Annotated in this window: 19 protein-coding genes; 11 read left to right on the plus strand and 8 right to left on the minus strand. The window is 74.0% G+C overall.

The window, feature by feature from the left end; genetic code table 11:
* Positions 1-132: 132 nt before the first annotated feature.
* From ACFWAR_RS37050 to ACFWAR_RS37060, 3 genes are all read right to left on the minus strand, one after another.
* On the minus strand, positions 133-768 hold the full coding sequence (locus ACFWAR_RS37050; protein WP_385787406.1) for a hypothetical protein: 636 nt from the start codon (positions 766-768) through the stop codon (positions 133-135).
* Positions 769-841: 73 nt separating this feature from the next.
* The gene (locus tag ACFWAR_RS37055; RefSeq protein WP_385787408.1) at positions 842-2170 is read right to left on the minus strand and encodes an acyltransferase family protein; all 1329 of its coding nucleotides are present in this window, start codon (positions 2168-2170) and stop codon (positions 842-844) included.
* Position 2171: 1 nt separating this feature from the next.
* Positions 2172-3038, minus strand: a complete 867-nt coding sequence (locus ACFWAR_RS37060) for an SGNH/GDSL hydrolase family protein (RefSeq protein ID WP_385787411.1) — start codon at positions 3036-3038, stop codon at positions 2172-2174.
* 153 nt (positions 3039-3191) lie between these two features.
* On the opposite strand from ACFWAR_RS37060, the gene ACFWAR_RS37065 reads away from it, so the two are divergent.
* From ACFWAR_RS37065 to ACFWAR_RS37080, 4 genes are all read left to right on the plus strand, one after another.
* Positions 3192-3896 carry a response regulator gene (locus ACFWAR_RS37065; protein WP_385787414.1) on the plus strand — a complete coding sequence of 235 codons (705 nt, stop codon included), beginning with the start codon at positions 3192-3194 and terminating at the stop codon, positions 3894-3896.
* Positions 3897-3978: 82 nt separating this feature from the next.
* The gene (locus ACFWAR_RS37070) at positions 3979-5568 is read left to right on the plus strand and encodes an ATP-binding protein (protein ID WP_385787417.1); all 1590 of its coding nucleotides are present in this window, start codon (positions 3979-3981) and stop codon (positions 5566-5568) included.
* Positions 5565-6179: a hypothetical protein gene (locus ACFWAR_RS37075; RefSeq protein ID WP_385787420.1), complete on the plus strand. Its 615-nt coding sequence runs from the start codon at positions 5565-5567 to the stop codon at positions 6177-6179. Before ACFWAR_RS37070 ends, ACFWAR_RS37075 begins: the two co-directional genes overlap by 4 nt.
* Before the next feature lie 160 nt (positions 6180-6339).
* Positions 6340-7389, plus strand: a complete 1050-nt coding sequence (locus ACFWAR_RS37080) for an EcsC family protein (RefSeq protein WP_385787423.1) — start codon at positions 6340-6342, stop codon at positions 7387-7389.
* Positions 7390-7405: 16 nt separating this feature from the next.
* Here ACFWAR_RS37080 and ACFWAR_RS37085 read toward each other — a convergent pair whose 3' ends face one another.
* On the minus strand, positions 7406-7702 hold the full coding sequence (locus tag ACFWAR_RS37085; RefSeq protein WP_385787427.1) for a hypothetical protein: 297 nt from the start codon (positions 7700-7702) through the stop codon (positions 7406-7408).
* Between the two features lie 64 nt (positions 7703-7766).
* Positions 7767-8714: a helix-turn-helix domain-containing protein gene (locus ACFWAR_RS37090; RefSeq protein ID WP_385787457.1), complete on the minus strand. Its 948-nt coding sequence runs from the start codon at positions 8712-8714 to the stop codon at positions 7767-7769.
* Between the two features lie 138 nt (positions 8715-8852).
* Here ACFWAR_RS37090 and ACFWAR_RS37095 point away from each other — a divergent pair, with 138 nt between their 5' ends.
* Complete coding sequence (locus ACFWAR_RS37095; protein ID WP_385787430.1) at positions 8853-9920, plus strand: saccharopine dehydrogenase NADP-binding domain-containing protein; 1068 nt, start codon at positions 8853-8855, stop codon at positions 9918-9920.
* Between the two features lie 8 nt (positions 9921-9928).
* Here ACFWAR_RS37095 and ACFWAR_RS37100 read toward each other — a convergent pair whose 3' ends face one another.
* Together ACFWAR_RS37100 and ACFWAR_RS37105 are read right to left on the minus strand one after the other, a co-directional pair.
* Positions 9929-10996, minus strand: a complete 1068-nt coding sequence (locus tag ACFWAR_RS37100) for an alpha/beta hydrolase (RefSeq protein ID WP_385787432.1) — start codon at positions 10994-10996, stop codon at positions 9929-9931.
* Between the two features lie 170 nt (positions 10997-11166).
* Positions 11167-11856, minus strand: coding sequence for a Crp/Fnr family transcriptional regulator (locus ACFWAR_RS37105; RefSeq protein WP_385787435.1), 690 nt, complete (start codon positions 11854-11856; stop codon positions 11167-11169).
* A 157-nt stretch (positions 11857-12013) separates the two neighbouring features.
* Between ACFWAR_RS37105 and hcp the strand changes: the two genes are divergently transcribed.
* From hcp to ACFWAR_RS37120, 3 genes are all read left to right on the plus strand, one after another.
* A complete protein-coding gene (gene hcp / locus ACFWAR_RS37110) occupies positions 12014-13681 on the plus strand; it encodes a hydroxylamine reductase (RefSeq protein ID WP_385787437.1) in 1668 nt (555 codons plus the stop codon).
* The gene (locus ACFWAR_RS37115) at positions 13678-14781 is read left to right on the plus strand and encodes a 2Fe-2S iron-sulfur cluster-binding protein (protein WP_385787439.1); all 1104 of its coding nucleotides are present in this window, start codon (positions 13678-13680) and stop codon (positions 14779-14781) included. Before hcp ends, ACFWAR_RS37115 begins: the two co-directional genes overlap by 4 nt.
* A 222-nt stretch (positions 14782-15003) precedes the next feature.
* The gene (locus ACFWAR_RS37120; protein WP_385787442.1) at positions 15004-15846 is read left to right on the plus strand and encodes a universal stress protein; all 843 of its coding nucleotides are present in this window, start codon (positions 15004-15006) and stop codon (positions 15844-15846) included.
* Between the two features lie 157 nt (positions 15847-16003).
* Here ACFWAR_RS37120 and ACFWAR_RS37125 read toward each other — a convergent pair whose 3' ends face one another.
* Positions 16004-16420, minus strand: a complete 417-nt coding sequence (locus ACFWAR_RS37125) for a hypothetical protein (RefSeq protein WP_385787445.1) — start codon at positions 16418-16420, stop codon at positions 16004-16006.
* A 380-nt stretch (positions 16421-16800) separates the two neighbouring features.
* Between ACFWAR_RS37125 and ACFWAR_RS37130 the strand changes: the two genes are divergently transcribed.
* The 3 genes from ACFWAR_RS37130 (at position 16801) to ACFWAR_RS37140 (ending at position 17767) form a co-directional block, all read left to right on the plus strand.
* Positions 16801-17154: a PRC-barrel domain-containing protein gene (locus ACFWAR_RS37130; protein ID WP_385787448.1), complete on the plus strand. Its 354-nt coding sequence runs from the start codon at positions 16801-16803 to the stop codon at positions 17152-17154.
* 77 nt (positions 17155-17231) lie between these two features.
* The gene (locus tag ACFWAR_RS37135; RefSeq protein ID WP_385787451.1) at positions 17232-17462 is read left to right on the plus strand and encodes a DUF5133 domain-containing protein; all 231 of its coding nucleotides are present in this window, start codon (positions 17232-17234) and stop codon (positions 17460-17462) included.
* An 83-nt stretch (positions 17463-17545) separates the two neighbouring features.
* The gene (locus ACFWAR_RS37140; RefSeq protein ID WP_385787454.1) at positions 17546-17767 is read left to right on the plus strand and encodes a hypothetical protein; all 222 of its coding nucleotides are present in this window, start codon (positions 17546-17548) and stop codon (positions 17765-17767) included.
* Positions 17768-17853 lie beyond the last annotated feature (86 nt).

Consider the following 17853-nt stretch of genomic DNA (forward strand, 5'->3'; position numbering starts at 1 on the left):
CGGGGTGCCCCCCCCGGGCGGGGGGGGGGGCCCCCCCGTGGGTGGGCCCCCCCCCGCCGCTGTTCGGGGGCGACGCCCGGTGCACCTGCTCGAGGTCCCGCGCCCTCACCGCCTGACCCGCCGGCGCCGTTCTCAGGGGCAGGTCTCGTCGGTCTTGGCCACGGTGAAGGCGACGGGCTGCCCGGTCAGGGCGGCTCCCGCCTTCGGATCCTGGGTGCACACCTTCCAGTTCGACTCCTGGAGGACCATGCGGCTCTGCACCGCGTCCTTCACGGTGATGCTCGCGTTCGCGGGCAGGGCGGCGCGCACGGCCTTCATGCCCTTGCCGACGAAGTCCGGCATGGTGTCCCCGGCGGGCTTCGGAGCCGGGGAGTCGGTGGCGGGGCAGGTCTCTTCGAGCTTGACCGCGCCGAGGTCGACGGTCGTGCCCGTGTCGACCCCCGCACCGGCGGCGGGGGTCTGCGAGCACACCTTCCAGTTCCGATCGAGGGCCTGGAGCCGGTCGCGTCCGAGCGCGTCGTGGGACTTCAAGCGCGAGAACCCGGCGGCCTGGGCCTCGTCCTGGGCCGTTTGGAGTCCCTTGCCGACGAGGAGGGGCAGCGCGGCCGAGGCCTTCGGCGCCGGTGTGTGGCGCGCGGACGCGGGCGGCGCGGAGGGCGCCGTGCTCGCGCCGGGCTTGTCCGAGCCCGACCCGGCATGCGGACCGCAGGCCGTGAGGGTGAGGGCGGCGGCCGCCGCGAGCAGGGCGATGGTGTGCTGTGTACGCATTGCGCCATGTTCGCCGGGACGGCCCCGGGGTGGGGCCCTTGTGACCGGTCCGTGACGGTGAACCCTTCCGGTCCTAACCCCCCGCCCGGGCGCCGAGCTGGGTGATGTCCACGGTCGGGCCCGCAGGCGTGTCCGAGGCGGCGGGGGACAGGAGGGGGAGCGCCAGCCACAGGGCGGTCAGCGCGGCCAGGGTGGCCACCACGGCGAGGGCTCCGGCGCGGCCGTGCGCCCAGCGGGCGCGGTAGCGGACCGGGTCCTCCAGCAAGGTCTTCGAGAGCGCCGCCACCGCGATGGACAGGGCGACCAGACAGGGCGTCCGGGACCAACCGGGCAGCGCACCCGCCTGGTCCAGCAGCAGGATCAGCGGCCAGTGCCACAGGTAGAGCCCGTACGAGAGCCCGCCCAGCGCGGTCAGCGGGTGCAGGCCCAGCACGCGGCCCACAGGGGTCCCCGGGGCGCGCGCGAGCAGGCCGATCAGCGCGGCGGCGGCGGCCGAGTGGAGCAGCAGCCCGCCCTGGAAGAGGAAGACCTGCCCGGTGCCCGGCACCAGGGCCCAAGCGGCCGCGAGCAGGACCGCCGGGACCAGCGCGAGCCGCCCCGCGGCCCGCTCGGACAGCCGGGCCACCCGGTCGCGCACGACAGGGGTGGCCGCGAGCGCGCCGAGCAGCAGTGCGAAGGCACGGGTGTCGGTGCCCTCGTAGACCCGGGTGGTGTCCGCGGGGTTGAGCAGCAGGGCCATCAGGGCCGCCGAGGCCACCGCGCCGAGGGCGGCGACGGCGGCCAACGCCCGGGGGCCGAGGGCCCGGGCGCCGCCCGCGCCGCGGCCCGCCCGCAGGAGGAGCAGCGTCAACGGCGGCCACAGGAGGTAGAACTGCTCCTCCACGGCGATGCTCCACAGGTGCGTGAACACCCGGGTCGGGGTCGCCTGGAAGTAGCCGACCTGTTCGGCGACGAAGTGCCAGTTCGCGAGGTTCGCCACGACCCACGGGGCGTCCTGCCGGGCGAACCGGATCATGGCGGGACTGCCCAGCAGGACGGTCAGGACGAGGGTCCCCGCCAGGGCCGCCGCCAGGGCGGGCAGCAGCCGGCGGGCCCGGCGGCCCCAGAAGGCGGCGAGCGAGATCCGTCCGTCGTTCGCCGCGGCCTCGCGCAGCAGCAGCCCGGTGATCAGGAACCCGGACAGGACGAAGAACAGGTCGACGCCGAGGAACCCGCCGGGGAGGTCGCCGAGGTGGAAGAGGAGCACCCCGAGGACCGCCAGGCCGCGCAGACCGTCCAGGGGCGGGAGGTGGGCACGCCGGGCGGCGTCGTGCGGCCGCGGCCCGGCCGATCGGCGGTGCGGGCGGGCCGGGGCCGATGCCCGGGCCGGTGCCTGGGCCCGGGCCGACTGCGTGGGCGGCACGTCAGGAGCAGTTCAGCTTCGAGAACACGTCGGACTTCGTCCACTCGCCGTTGGCCCAGCCCTTGGGGTCGGCGGGGGAGAAGCCGGTCAGCTTCCCCAGCTCCGTGCTGAACCACTGCGCGAACTTCGCGGTCCCCTGCTGACAGGAGTGGGTCCTGTCGGCGGAGCGCTGCGCCTGCGGCGCGGTGGCATCGGCGCCCCAGAGGGCGGAGGCGTCGAGGAAGGACGCGTCGGCGGGGTGGGCGGCCGCCGCGGCCTTCGCCGCCGCCGGGGCGGACGCGATGTCGGCCTTGTGGTCGGCGTAGAAGCCGGAGGTGTCGAAGGGCGGAGCGGTGACCAGCACCAGGTGCGCTCCGGCGGCCTTGACGGTGGTGATCAGCTTCTCGTAGCCCTGGCGCTGCTCCTGCGGGCTGCCCCAGTCGTAGGTGGTGATCTGGTAGGCGACGGTGTCGGGGCGCTGGGACTTCAGTTGGTCGGCGAGGGTCTTCCAGGTGGACGCGCTGAGTTCGCTCGGGCCGAGGACGCCGCCTCCGCCGTCCGAGGCCATGGAGGTGACGGCGATGCCGGAGGACTTCAGGGCGGCCGTCACGGGCAGGGCCTCGCCGACGGCGATGGAGTCGCCCATCCAGAGGAGCTTCGCGGGCTTCTTCTGCGTGCCGGTGCCGGTGCCGGTCGCGGGGGCCGACGCGGACCCGTCCTGCTGCGCGGCGTCCGCCCCGGTGGCGGCGTCGGTCGTGCTCCCGGATCCGTTGCCGCACGCGGTGAGGGCGAGGGCGCCGAGGAGGGCCGCGGCGCAGAGCGCGGTCGCCCGGCGCGGGCCCGAACGGGCCGTACGAGGGGCGGGAACGAGGTGTTCGGTGGGGTTCATACGGATCAGCCAAACAGCCGCCGGAGCCGATTTCGGGGCTCGTCATCGTCCCGTCACGGACCACGGGTCGACCCGTCATCATGGTGCCGTCATGTTTTCCTCGCCCGGGATCAGCGAGAATGGCCGCAGTTCCCCAAATGCCCGGAAGGATCCATGGCTCGCGTTTTGCTCATCGAGGACGACCCGGCGATCCGTAGGGGCGTCATGCTCGCGCTGCGTCGCCGCGGGCACGAGGCCGAGTGCACCGCCACCGGCGAGGACGGACTGTTCGCGCTGGAGGACTTCGGTCCCGACCTGGTGCTGCTCGACCTCATGCTGCCCGGCATCAGCGGGCTGGAGGTGTGCCGCCGGATCCGGGCGCTCTCGCAGGTGCCGATCGTCATCCTCTCCGCGCGGGGGGAGGAGATGGACATGATCATCGGCCTGGAGGCGGGCGCCGACGACTACCTCGTCAAACCCGCCAGCGGCGAATTGCTGGAGGCCCGCATGCGCGCCGTGCTGCGCCGGGTCGCCCCCGCGGACCCGGAGGCCGGGGCGAGCCCGACCCGACCCGAAGGGCCGCAGGAGCACGGGCCGCTCACCATCGACCGGGCCGCCCTGATGGTGTTCAAGAACGGCGGCGAGATCTCCCTCGCCCCGGCCGAGCTGAAGCTCCTGTTCTTCCTCACCGACCACCCCGGCCGGGTCTACACCCGCCAGGAACTCCTGGAACGGGTCTGGGAGTACACCTTCCACGGCGACGTGCGCCTCGTGGACGCCTGCGTGCTGCGGCTGCGCGGCCGGATCGAGGACGACCCGCGCCGACCGGTCATGATCCAGACCGTCCGAGGGTTCGGCTACCGCTTCGGGCCGCTGTGACCCGCGGCGCCGCGTGCACGGCTGCCGCCGCGGGGGGCACGGCGGCCCGAAGCGGCAGCCGGATCCCGTCGGCGCGGCCCCGGTGAGCCGCCGTCGGCGGACGGCGTGGGCCACCGGACTGCGCGCCCGGCTGGTGGTGGCCTTCCTGCTCGCCACCGCCTTCGGTTCGCTGCTCACCGCCGTCCTCACCTTCCAGGAAGCCCGGGCCACCACGCTGGAGCGGACCCAGAGCGCGGCCGTACGGGACCTGCGGACCCAGCTGACCTCCCTCGCCCCCGACCTGTCGATGCCGCCGAGCGCCGCGGACCTGCGCACCCTCACCCTCCAACTCGACCTGGCGGGCGGATCGCGCGGCTGGACCACCAGCGCCGTGCTGGGGGACGCCGCCCCGGTGTCCGCCCAGGGCCACCTCCCGACCCCCGCTCCCGACGGGACCCGGGCGCCCGGGAGCAGCCCCGCGGCGCGGCCGCCGGTCGCGCCCGGGGTGCCGCCCGCCCTCGTGGACGCCGTGCGCGCGGGTACCGGCTCCGCCTACCAGCGCTTCGCGCACGACGGCAGGCCCTGGCTCGCGGTCGCCGTCCCGCTGGCGGCCACCGAGGAGGGCCGGGACCCGACGCCCACGGGGCTCAGGGTCTTCGCCGTGTTCCCGCTCGACAAGGAGGCGTCCGACATCTCGGCGCTGGTCACGGCCGCCGAGGTGGGCATCGTCCCCGCCCTCGCCCTGGCGCTCGTACCGGCCCTGCTGGCCGCCCGCCGGGTCCTGCTGCCCGTACGCCGCCTGCGGCGCGGCGCCCAGCAGGTGGCGCGGGGACACCTCGACACCCGGCTCGACGTCACCGGCAACGACGAACTGGCCGCGCTCACCGCCACCTTCAACACCATGGCCGCCAAACTCCAGCGCGACGATGCGGAACTGCGGCGCCTGGAGGAGAACGCCCGCAGGTTCGCCGCAGACGTCGCCCACGAACTGCGCACCCCGCTCGCCGCGATGACCGCCGTCACCGACGTCCTCGACGAGGACGCGGCCTCGGGCGCGCTGCCACCGGACTCGGCCGACGCGGCCGCCCTCGTCGCCTCCGGGACCCGGCGGCTGGCCCGTACCGTCGAGGACCTGATGGAGGTGGCCCGCTTCGATGCGGGCCGCGCCGAACTGCACGCCGAGGAGAGCGACTTGCGCACCGCACTGGCCACCACCCTGCGGCTGCGCGGCTGGCAGGGCGATCCACGGATCGTCCTCGACCTGCCCGGGCCGCTGCCCGTCCGGATCGACACCCGCCGGATCGACGTGGTCCTCGCCAACCTCGTCGGCAACGCCCTGCACCACGGCCGCCCACCGGTGACCGTGCGCGGCCGGACCTGCGGGCGGCACGCCACCGCGGTCCTGACCGTCACGGACGCGGGCCCCGGCATCGATCGGGCGGCCCTGCCGCACGTCTTCGACCGCTTCTTCAAGGCGGACTCGGCCCGGGCGCGCTCCGAGGGCAGCGGCCTGGGACTGGCCATCGCCGCGGAGAACGTCCGCCTGCACGGCGGCGCCCTCACCGCGGCCAACGCCCCCGGGCCGACGGCGGGCGCGGTGTTCACCCTGACCCTCCCGCTGGCCGGTACCGCGCCCGACCCCCGCACGGCCGCCGCTGACCCCGGCCGCCCCGAGCCCGAGGAGCCGTCGTGACGCGCCGTACCGTCCGGGCCCGCGCGGGTGCGGCGGTGGTCGCGGGCGCGCTGCTGGTGGCCGGGTCGGCCGCCCTCTCCGGTTGCGGCATCAGCTCCACCGGCCCGGTCCGCGCGGGCGGCCCCGCCACCGGTGTCCCGCAGCGGCCGGGCGGGACCCGGAGCGTGCAGCTGTACTTCGCCAGTCCGTACGGGATCCGCCAGACCTCGCGTCCCACCAACGGGCCCGCCACCCCGCAGCAGGCCCTCAACCTCCTCCTGGAGGGGCCGACGGAGGGGGAGCGCGCCCGGGGCCTGAGCAACCGCGTCCCCCTGTTGCCGCGCCAGCCGAGCGCCTTCGCCACGGACGGCGGGATCGACCTCTACGTGCCCCTGTCGGTCTCGACCGGGGAGCTGGACAACATCGCGCTGAGCCAGCTGGTCTGCACCCTGGCGCACGCCAAGACCCGCGGGGACATCCCGCCGGACAGGGTGGTCGTCAGCGTGCACGAGAACAGCCCGGTCGGCCCGCGGCCCGAGGAGCCCGGTTTCCCGGTGCGCTGCGGGCCGCAATCCGTGGCCGTCCCGGCCTTCGGAACGAGCCCGCCCGCCGGTCGGCAGGCACAGGGGTAGCAGTGCCCGGGACGGCATCGGCGCGGATCTCGGCCGCCACGGCGCCGCCCACCGCCTCGAACACGTAGGGTCCTGCCAGGAGTTCCCCGTCCAGCGGCGCCGACCCGTGGCCGCGACCGCGCGGAACTGCTTCCGAGCACTTCGATACCGAGGCGACCACATGACTCTCTCCGCTTACGAACAACGGGAGTGGGACCGGCTCCAGCAGCGCAAGGCGGCCTCCCTCGACAAGCAGGCGAGGAAGATCCTTCCGCAGTCGGCCCGCGAACGGCTGGCCGCGCTCGGCCAGAAGGCGCGCAACGCCCCGGGCGCCGACAAGGTGGTCGCCGCCTACGGCGGGGCGGCGAGGGGCCTCGGCAAGGCCGTGAGCGGTACCGCGAGCCGGACCGTGAGCAAGAAGCGCGTGGTCGAGCAGTACCGGCGGGCCGGACACGACACCGCCGGGCTGGGCGGGATACGCGAACTCGACCTGGAGGTCGTGGACGAGGTCGCGCGGCACAACGCGGTGCGGTACGGCCACGCGCTCTCGGCAGCGGCGACGGGCCTGGGATCGGCCGCGGCGGTGACGGGCGGCGAGGTGCTCGCCGGTGCGGGGACGATCGCGGGCGCGGGCGCGGGCGCCGCACCCGGAATCGGCACCGTGGCCGGTGCGATGGCCGCGGACACCGCGATGATGCTGGCCCTCGCCACGCGGGTGGTCGCCTCGACGGCCCTCTACTACGGCTACGACCCGAACGACCCCGAAGAAGAGGTCTTCGTGATGTCCGTGATCGCCCTCGGCATGTCCACGAGCACGTCGGCGAAGGCGGCCGCGTACGCCGAACTCTCCCAGCTCACCCAGCTGCTCGTGCGCAACGCTCCGTGGGCGAAGCTGAACGAGAAGGTCCTCACCAGGATCGCCCAGCGCTTCGCGGCGAAGTTCGCGCAGCAGCTCCCGAAGAAGAAGCTCGGGCAGTTCGTGCCGGTCGCCGGCATGGCCGTCGGCGCGGGCCTCAGCTACCTGCTCATCGATCGCGTCGCCGTCTCGGCACGGGACGCCTACCGCGAGCGCTTCCTGATCGAGAAGTCGGACGGCGACCTGGCCGGTGCCCCGGTCCCGGACCACGGCGCCCGCGCCCCCGAGCCGGACGACGACGGCATCCACCTGATCACGATGCTCCGCGAGGAGGACGTCCTCCCGCCGGACCCCGAGCACGGTACGCGGGTGTGAGACCCCGGCCGGGCCCTCAGCGCGGGCGGACCCGCTCCCACTCGGGGCGATGGTCCGCACCCGTGATCGTCATCCAGCACGCCCGGCAGGAGATCGTGTCGGAGTCCTCGTCGAACTCGAGCTCCTCCGGTTGCCCCGGTACGGCCCGGGCCACCGCGAAGTCGATCGGCGACTCCAGGTGGCACACCTGATCGGCCTTCGTCGGCCAGAACGGCTCGCTGCTCCAACCGCCGGGCCGGGGCTTGAAGCTGCTCCCGGCCCGAACGAGCGCGCCGACCAGGTCGTACATGTGGTGCTCGCCGTGCTGTTCCATGCCCGCAGTCTGCACCCCCGCCCGCGAGCCCGGGCCGTCAGGGCCGTCAGAGCCGTCAGAGCCGTCAGGGGGCTTCGTAGCGGCGGAAGGTGCGCCGGTAGGTGTCCGGCGGCACTCCGACCGTGCGGCTGAAGTGCCGGCGCAGGGTGGTCGCGGTGCCCATGCCGGTGGCCGCGGCGATCGTGTCCACGGTGGCGTCCGTACCCTCCAGCAACTCCTGCGCGTGCCGGATCCGTTGCGCCAGCAGCCACTGGAGCGGCGTGGTCCCGGTGACGGCCTTGAAGTGCCGGGCCAGGTGGCGCGAGCTCATACCGGCCCGCTGCGCGAGGTGCTCCACGGTCAGCGGTTCGTCGAGGCGCTGGAGGATCCACGGCAGCAGCTCGGCCAACGGATGGTTGCCCGGCTCGGGCACGGGCGTGGTGACGAACTGGGCCTGCCCGCCCTCGCGGTGCGGCGGCACCACCAGACGCCGCGCGACGACGTTCGCGACCCTGGTTCCGTGGTCCAGGCGCACCAGGTGCAGGCACAGGTCCATCGCGGCGGCCTTCCCCGCCGAGGTCAGCACGCTGCCGTTGTCGACGTAGAGCACGTCGGGGTCCACCGTGACCCGGGGATGGCGCCGTGCCAACTCGCTCGTGTGCGCCCAGTGCGTGGTGGCCCGCCACCCGTCCAACAACCCCGCCGCCGCCAGCACGAACGCACCCGTGCACAGGGAGGCCACGCGGGCTCCGGCCGCGTGCGCGGTGCGGACGGCGTCCACGAGCGCGGCCGGCGGATCCCGGTCGAGGTCGGCCCAGCCCGGCACGATCACGGTGTCGGCCGCCGCCAGCGCCTCCAGCCCGGCATCGGGCTCCAGCCGGAACCGGCCGATCGTCACCGGGCCCGGCCCGCAGAGCGTGAACCGGTACCACGGATCGACCAGATGCGTCAGGTCCGACCCGAAGACCTCGCAGGCCAGGGACAGTTCGAAGGGGAGCATGCCGTCCGTGACGGCCATCGCGACGTGGTGCACGTCCGAAACTGTACGGGGCATGTCGTTTCCGCCACTCACCGGCCCCCACCGAACCGGGTCAGGATGATCACAACACGCCGCACCGGTTCTCGAACGCGAGCATCCGGCACGGCATCCGACAAACGGGGGAGCACTCTCATGAACGGCACCGACACGAGCATCGCCACGACCGGCAGCGCCATCGCGGGCCGCACCGTCACGGTCTACGGCGCCTACGGCCACACCGGTCGCTTCGTGGTCGCGGAGCTCGTCGCCCGCGGATACGTTCCGGTCCTCTCCGGCCGCGACCGCGACAAGCTCGACGCGCTGGCCGCCGAGACCGGGCTGCGGACCAGCCCCGCCACGGTCGACGACCCCGCCGCGCTGGACCTCGCCCTGAGCGGGTCCGCAGCGGTCATCAACTGCGCCGGTCCCTTCGCGTCGACCACGGGCCCCGTCATCGAGGCGGCGCTGCGGGCGGGCATCCCGTACCTGGACGTGGCCGCCGAGCTGGAGGCCAACCTCGACACCTTCGCCCACTACGCCCACCGCGCCCGCGCGGCCGGGGCGGTCGTCGTCCCCGCCATGGCCTTCTTCGGCGGCCTCGGCGACCTGCTCGTCACCGCCGCCATGGGCGACTGGACGCGGGCCGACGAGGCGCACATCGCCTACGGCCTCAGCCACTGGCACCCCACCGCCGGAACGCGCCTGTCCGGCAGCGTCTCGCGCGAGCGCCGGGGCGACCGTCGGCTGCGCTACGCCGACGGCGCCTGGCAGTACCGCACGGACACCGCGCCCACCGTGGAGTGGCCCTTCCCCGCCCCGCTGGGCCCCCGTCCCGTCATCACCGAGTTCACGATGGCCGACGTCGTCACCGTCACCGACCACCTCGCCATCCGCGACGTGCACACCCACATGCTGGCCGAGGCCGCCCGGGACATCGCCTCGCCCGACACCCCGGCCCCCGCCGCCACCGACGCGCTCGGCCGTTCCGACCAGACCTTCCTCGTCGACGCCGTCGTCCGCGCGAACGGCGTGGAGCGCCGCGTCGTCGCCGAGGGCCGGGACATCTACGCGGTCACCGCGCCCCTCGTCGTCGAGGCGCTCGACCGGGTGCTCACCGGCCGGGTCCGCACCACGGGCGTCGCCTCCGCCGGTCAGGTCTTCGACGCCGCCGACTTCCTGGCCGCCCTGGCGCCCCACGTCACCCTGCGCACCACCGGCTGAGCCACCCGCTACTTCAGGTACGTGCCGAAGAACGCGGTCGCCGCGTCGATCGCGGCCCGGCGCTGTTCGGCGGGCCCCAGCCGAACGGGGTCGCCCGTGCCGTTGGTGCTCCGGCACCGGCCGCCCGGCAAGTCGCGGTGGTCCAGGGCGACGTCGTCCGCGGCGAAGGCCGGGCCGCTGCCGGGGGTCCACACCGTGTTGAAGTAGTTGTGGTTGCCCCCCTCGAGCTCGATCCGCGCGGCGTGCGGACCGCCGGCCGCCAACGACAGGGGGACCGCGCTGTCGTCCCACATGGCGTCGCAGGATCCGGCGACCACGGTGACCGGGACGCGGCTGATGCGCTCCTTCGCCGCGTCGATCCCGTTCATGGCGGGGGCGAAGGCCATGGTGGCCCGGACGTTCACGCCCGGCGGCCGCTCGTGGCCGTCCAGGACCTCCGTGAGCACCCCGCCACCACCGCGGGAGTGCCCCAGCGTGCCGACCCGGTCCAGGTCCACCCGATCCTTGAAGCGGGACAGCGAGCGCAGGGGCCCCTTCCCCTCGGACAGCTGCTGCCACATCCGCAGGTGCTCGTCGAGCAGCCCCGCCCGCGCCAGGTTCCCCTGCTTCTTCTCGTGGGCCTGGATCCCGTTGGCGGACACCGACACCACGACGTACCCCTTCTCGGCGAGGGCGTCCGCCAGGTAGGAGTACCCCAGGTAGTTGTCGACCGGCCGGGCGTTCGCGCCGCACGGCCACACCTGCGGCCGCACCGGTGCGTCACCCGCCCGACAGGTGTCCGCCCAACCGTGCAGCACCATCACCAGGGGGTGCTTGCCGCCGCCCAGTTCGCGCGGGTAGGTGACGGCGGCCTTCAGCTCCGTGAGCTGCCCGTCCGAGCCGGGCGGGGCGTAGGCGGTGTCACCCAGGTCGTAGGTGAAGCGGGCGGTGCTCCCGGCGTCGACCTCCGGGGAGAGGCTGACCGGGTGGACGACGGCCTCGGGCCGGTCCGGCCCGCCGCAAGCGGTCACGAGGGCGAGCCCGGTGACGGCCGCGAGCAGGAGGAGGCGGGAGCGGAGACGGGTGGGTACGGGCATGCGCGTGTCGGCCTTCGCAACGTCGTGGGGGCGGGCGGCGCCGCACGGCGGCGCGAGCCGGGGCCGTGACTGCGGCGGTACGTCCGAACCGTACGGGCGCGGTTTGTCGGGGAGGTATCGACCGGGGCGCGCCCGTGTCTCAGTACGCGCGGGTCCGTCTCCCCCCGCGCTCAGAGCAGCCCGCCGCCGGGGTCGGGCTCCTTGAGCAGGGTGATGTCCCGGCCGGACACGACCAGGACGCCCTCGTCGGCGAGCCTGCGCAGGATCCGGGAGAGGGTCTCGGGCTTGAGGCTGAGCCGGGAGGCGATGGTGCCCTTGTCGGCGGGGAGCCGGACCCGTACCGGCCGGGCGGGCACCGCGGCTCCGGCGGGCGCCAGCCCCGCCAGGTAGGTCAGCACCCGTTCGGTGCCGCTGTGCAGGGCGTACGACTCCACGTCCGCGACCAGTTCGTGCAGGCGGCGGGCCAGGCCCCCGGCCATCCGCAGCGCGAAGCCCGGTACCTCCTCGGCGAGCCGGAGCACCGGCTGGTGGGGGATGGCGACGAGCGTGGCCCGGCTCAGCGCGACCGCCGAGACGGGGTAGGGGCGGCCGGTGAAGAGGAGCGCTTCCCCGAAGGTCTGGCCGGGGGAGACCAGCATCACCACCTTCTCCTCGGCCGAGGCGGTGGAGACCGACAGGCGGATCTGGCCCTGGCGCACCCAGTAGAACCACCGGTGGGCGGCGCCCGCCTCCACGACGGTCTCCCCCTTCTCCGCGCTCACCGTCCGCGCTCCGGCGGCGACCGGCTCCAGGTCCCTCGGATCGAGCTCCGAGAAGAGCGGGATCCGGGTCAGGTCGGTCGGGGTCACGGGCCGCTTCATGTCGGGAAGTATATGAATATTGCCGGTTTTGATCTAAGTCAAGGAAATCGCGTCACCCGGCTCCTACCGTCCAGAGGTCGGCGCGTTCGCGCCCGACCCCGGGACCCGGTCGGCACGGCCCCGCCCCGGTGCGAAGACCGTAGAGATCGAGGCACACGTGTTCTGTTACCAGTGCGAGCAGACCGACCGCACCGGCGCCGTTCCGGGTTGTTCCACCAAGGGCAGCTGCGGCAAGGACGAGGTCACCGCAGCCCTCCAGGACCTGCTGATCCACCTGTGCAAGGGCATCGGCCAGTACGAGACCAGGGCGCGGGCCCTGGGCGCCGCCGACCCCGAGGCCGCCGGCTTCCTGGCGTACGCGCTCTTCTCGACCCTCACCAACGTCAACTTCACCGCCACCCGGTTCGTGCGGCTCATCCAGGACGCCGTCGCCGTGCGCGACCGGGTCCGGGCCGGTTACGAGGCCGCCGCCCGCGCCGCCGGGGAAGAGCCCCGGTGCCTCGCCGGTCCGGCCGTCCTCGTACCCGCCCCCGACATCGACGCCATGGTCGCCCAGGCCGCGGACGTCGGCGTGCTCGCGGGCCGCCCCGAGGTCGGCGAGGACGTCGTGGGCCTGCGCGCCTTCGTCCTGTACGCCGTCAAGGGGGTCTGCGCCTACGTCCACCACGCCCGGGTGCTCGGCCACCACAGCGACGAGGTGGACCTCGGGGTGGCCGAGGCCCTGTCCCACCTCGCCGACGAGCCGACGGACGCCGAGGAGATCCTCGCCCGGATCCTGGAGGTCGGCCGGGTCAACCTGGAGGTCATGGCCCTCCTGGACACCGCCAACACCAGCACCTTCGGGACCCCGGCGCCGACCAAGGTCAAGGTCACCCCCGTCGCGGGCAAGGCGATCCTCGTCAGCGGCCACGGCTTCGACGAGCTGGAGCAGCTGCTCCGCCAGACCGAGGGCACCGGCATCAACGTCTACACCCACGGCGAGATGCTGCCCGCCCACTCCTACCCGGAGCTCGCGAAGTACCCGCACCTCGCGGGGAACATCGGCGGCGCCTGGCAGGACCAGCAGCAGGACTTCGCGAACTTCCCCGGCCCGATCGTGATGACCTCCAACTGCCTGATCGAACCGCTGCCCGCCTACCGGGTGCGCACCTTCACCACCGGCCCCGTCGGCTGGCCGGGCGTGCGCCACCTCACCGGCCACGACTACGCGGCCGTGATACGCGCCGCGAAGGCCGGCCGCGGATACCCCGGGACCGAGGAGCCCGCCAAGGAGATCACCATCGGCTTCGGGCGCCAGGCCCTGCTGTCCATCTCGGACACCGTGATCGACGCCGTGCACAGCGGCGACATCCGCCACATGTTCCTGATCGGCGGCTGCGACGGCGCCGCCCCGGGCCGCGACTACTACACCGAGCTGGCCCGGGCCACGCCCGAGGAGTCGGTGATCCTCACCCTCGGCTGCAACAAGTACCGCTTCAACAAGCTCACCCACGGCACCACCCCCGGAGGACTGCCCCGCCTCCTCGACGTCGGGCAGTGCAACGACACCTACGCCGCGATCCGCGTCGCCCAGACGCTCGCCACCGCCCTCGACACCGACGTCAACTCCCTCCCGCTGACCATCGTCCTCGCCTGGTTCGAGCAGAAGGCCCTGGCGATCCTCGCGACCGTCCTGCACCTCGGCCTGCGCAACGTCCTCGCGGGCCCCACCCTGCCCGCCTTCGTCACCGAGCCGGTGTGGAACCTGCTGTGCGAACGCTTCGGGCTGCGGGCCAGCCGCACCGCCGAGGAGGACCTCGCCGACGCCCTGGCCGGCGCCCGGTGACCGCCACGGACACCGGCCCGCTCACGGCCGCCGCGCCACAGGACGCCCGGCCCGAAGAGGTGCGCCTCGTCACCCAGGACGGAGCCGTCATCGACGTGGCCTGCGCCCCCGGCCGCAGCGTCCTGGACGCCGCCGCCGACGCCGGACACCTGCTGCCCGCGCTCTGCCGCAAGGGCACGTGCGGAGCCTGCTGCGCGACCGTGACCAGCGGCGCGTACGACACGGACGAGTGGAGTCCGCAGGCCCTGGGCGCCGACCGGATCAGGGCGGGCGGCACGCTGCTCTGCCGGACCCGGCCCCGCGGCCCCCTCACCGTCAGCCTCCCCTACGAACGCTCCCGCGTGCTGACCGGCAAGATCGCCGAGCGCACCGCGGAGGTCCTCTCGCTGGAACACCTCGCCGAGGACCTGATCCGGCTCTCGGTGCGCCTGCACGAGGACGAGGAGCACGGCAGCGGGGCCGAGTTCGAGCCCGGCCAGTTCGCACAGCTGCGGCTGCCCGGCACGCAGGAGCCGCGCGCGTACTCCTACGCCAACGCGCCCAACTGGGACGGCGAGCTGGAGTTCTGGATCCGTACCCGTCCCGACGGCGCGTTCTCCGGCCCGCTGCGCGCACGCGTGCGGCCCGGGGACACCCTCGACGTGCTCGGCCCGCAGGGCGCCTTCGGCCTGGTGGAGACCGGGCTCAGGCCCCGCTGGTTCGTCGCCGGCGGCACGGGAGTGGCGCCGATGCTGTCGATGGCCCGCCGGATGGCCGAGTTCGACGAACCGCATCCGATCCGCTTCTACCTGAGCGGCCGCACGCCGGACGAGCTGCCGGCCGCGGCCGCCGTCGCCGACCTGCTCGCCGACCTGCCCGCGCTGGAGCCGGTCTTCTGCGTCAAGGAAGGGGCGGACGCGCGCCCGTGGCTGCGCACCGGGCGGCTGATCGAGGTGCTCCGCGCGGACCTGGACGCCGTGCTGCGCGACGGGTCGACGACGCCCGACGTCTACGTGTGCGGTTCCCCCGGGCTCATCGACGCCGTCGAGCGCCTCGCCGTCGAGCTCGGTTTCCCGGCCGAGCGGGTACTCGCCGAGAAGTTCGCCACCTCGGAGGTCTGACCCCGCGGGCGCCGCCGAGCAACCGGGTGCCGGTCGGCGCCGGAAGCGTGTGGACCGCCCCCGGCGGGCGGGGCGGGGCTTCTTCGTGGGGGGCTCTTTATGCGGGGCTTCTTTATAGGGACAAAGGGGGTGAAAGGCGTAGCGTCGTAAGAGCCACGAGAAACGGCCGGGGCGCGTGCGAGGCGCACGCGGGGCCGTGCGATCGAACGAAGGGTGCCACCGATGTCCGTCCCGTCCCCGCAGCCCGCCCCCGCCCCGCCGGTCCTCGTCGGATTCGACGGCTCGTCCCGGAGCCTCGCCGCCGCCCGGTGGGCCGCCCGCGAGGCACTGGCGGCCGGCTCGCCGGTCCGGCTGCTCCACGTGGGCCAGGCCTGGCCCGCCGTCCAGCCGATCTCCCCGGAGTTCCAGCCCGTGCTCGGCGCGAGCGAGTCCGCGGCCAGGACCGTACTGTCCGCCGTCACCGACGAGATCCGGGCCGCCCACGCGGGCCTGACCGTCGAGGCGGCCACCGCCGAGGGCGGCCCCGGCAACGAGATCCCGCGCGAGGCCGCCCGGTCCAAGGCCGGGCTGATCGTGCTCGGCGCGAGCGGCGAGGACCGCCACGTGGTGGCGCGGCTCGGCTCGACCGCGCTGCACGTCGCGGGACGCGCCGAGGTCCCGGTCGTCCTGGTGCGCGAGCCCGCCGAGCGCGCGCCGCACGGACGCGGCGTCGTGGTCGGCATCGACCCGGCGGGCGACCACACCGCCGTCCTCGACTTCGCGTACGCCTGGGCGGCGCGGCACGCCCTCCCGCTGCGCGCGGTGTACGCGGTCCGGGGCACCCCGGCCGACCCGGAGCCGCTGGAGGCGGCGGTGGCCGCGGCCGGCGCTCGGCACCCCCAGGTGGCGACGACCTGCGTGACCCGCTCCGGCGATCCGACCGAGCTCCTGCTGGAGGAGGCCGCCGGGGCCGACCTCCTGGTCGTGGGCCGCCGCCACCACCGACCCCTGCATGGCATGGGCCCCACGGACCACGCGGTGGCCCACCACGCCCACAGCCCGGTGGCCCTGATCCCGCACGGCTAGTGCCGTGGCCGGGAAGGTTTGCCGGGTCGCGGTGTCCGGTGCGGTGCATCGCAAGGCGGAGGACCGCGGCTCGTACTGGACGTACTTGCGTGGGCCGACAACGCGGCGAGGTGCCGTGCCGGGCGCCGCGACACGGTGAACCTTTCCGGTCACGGCACTAGGGCGTGTCCGATGGGTCGCGTGACGCTCCGGCATCCGGGTAGTGGAGGCGAAGTTCGCCGAGGACGCGCTCGTCGGCAGCCCTGACGTCCCACAAGGAACTGTCGAACTCGGTCAGGACGACCACCAGTTCGTCCCCGGCGAACCCACACGCCTCGGCGTCGATCAGCTGGAGGAAGGGGGTCGTCAACGACAGCAACGTCAACGTGTCCATGCCGGAGTCGGCCGACCTTCTCTCCATCTCGACGCAGCGAGGATCGACGATCTCGTCGAACTCGACGCGCCACGTCAGGTCCAGGCCGAAGCTGCCGAGGCGAACCAGCAGCTCGGCCAGGGTCACGTAGTGCTCTCCGCGCCAGGCACGAAACGTGATCCCCTTCATTCCCGCCTCGGCTTCGGCTGTGTAGCGCGACATGCGACCCCCTTCGCTCAGCGAAGACTAGGCCACGCCTGCGCCCGCTGTGGCTGGTCGGTTTCGTCGCCCGTCCGAAAGGGCGCCGCCACGTCGTCGCGTCCGGCCCCTGGTTCCGCGGTACCGGGTGAAAACGGATATCGGGGGTATTCGCGTGGGTGCCGGGGCGGTCGCCGTGATGCAGCAGGCGGAACCTGCTCACCTCCGATGATCGACGGCCGCCTCGTGCCCGGCACATCGCCTCCGTGTGAGGCGGGAGAACCGGGGCAGGCGAACAGCAGAGCGCAACGTCGGTTCCGACATCTGCGCGACACGGAAAGGGGAGGGCGCCGGGGAGTGTGTTTCCCCTGGCCGTTTTCCCCGTGACCGAAGGAGTTTTTCCTATGACGGAGAATGTGTGGGGTTACCGCGGGACGTCCGGCCGGTTGGCCGGTGAGGACCTGACGGGTTACAAGGTCGAGGCGACCGACGGCGCGATCGGCAAGGTCGACAAGCACTCCGACGAGGTCGGCTCCGCGTACATCGTGGTCGACACGGGTCCCTGGATCTTCGGCAAGGAAGTCCTGCTGCCCGCGGGCACGGTCATCCGCATCGACGCGGACGACAAGAAGATCTACGTCGACCGCACCAAGGAGCAGATCAAGAACGCCCCCGAGTTCGACAGGGACAAGCACCTCGGTGACGCGGACTACCACCGCCAGGTCGGCGGCTACTACGGAGCACCGCACCACCTGTAGCCACCGCCGGTTTCAACGGCGACGCTCGGGGCAGGCGGCGGCCACCAGAGGGATTCGTCGGCGAAAGGCAGCTCCGCATGTTGATGGCTCACCCGGCTGTGCTCCCCGGGCTCGTCGACCGCTATTGGGCGTTGTCCGTCCTGGACGCCGCGGAAGGGGTCTCCCCGGTGCGCAGGGAGATCCGGGACGTCGAGCGCGCCCTGTGCGTGGCCACCGGTACAGGTGACGTCCACGCGGCCCTGATGGCCGCTCGCCATCACCTGCCGGGTACGGGCGTGCTCGACGACTCCGTCCTCCAGCGCCGCTGATTCCCGGACGGGTGCCCGCCCCGCCCCGCCCCCGCCCCCGCCCCCGCCCCTGCCCCTGCCCCTGCCCCTGAGAGGAGACCGCCATGAGCCGTACCCCGTCGGAACCCGAACTCCCGGACCCCGTACCGGTGAAGCGCGACGCGATCACCCCCGATCTGCCGCCCGCCGGTCCGGCCGCCCCCGACCTCCGGATCCCCGAGCGGGGACGGCCCCGGCGCGACGGCTCCGAGGACGGCGCCCGCCCGGAGGGCGAGCGGTCGGCCGCGGGCCCGGGCAACGCCCCGCCCCAGGAGTCGACCGACTGACCGGGCCCACGGGCCGTGACGGACGCCGGCGGATCGCCGCGCGGCGCACGGGAGCCGGGCTCCGACGGTGTCGCACCGTCGGAGCC

Source organism: Streptomyces sp. NPDC059917, from assembly GCF_042730635.1.
In the GTDB taxonomy this organism is placed as follows: domain Bacteria; phylum Actinomycetota; class Actinomycetes; order Streptomycetales; family Streptomycetaceae; genus Streptomyces.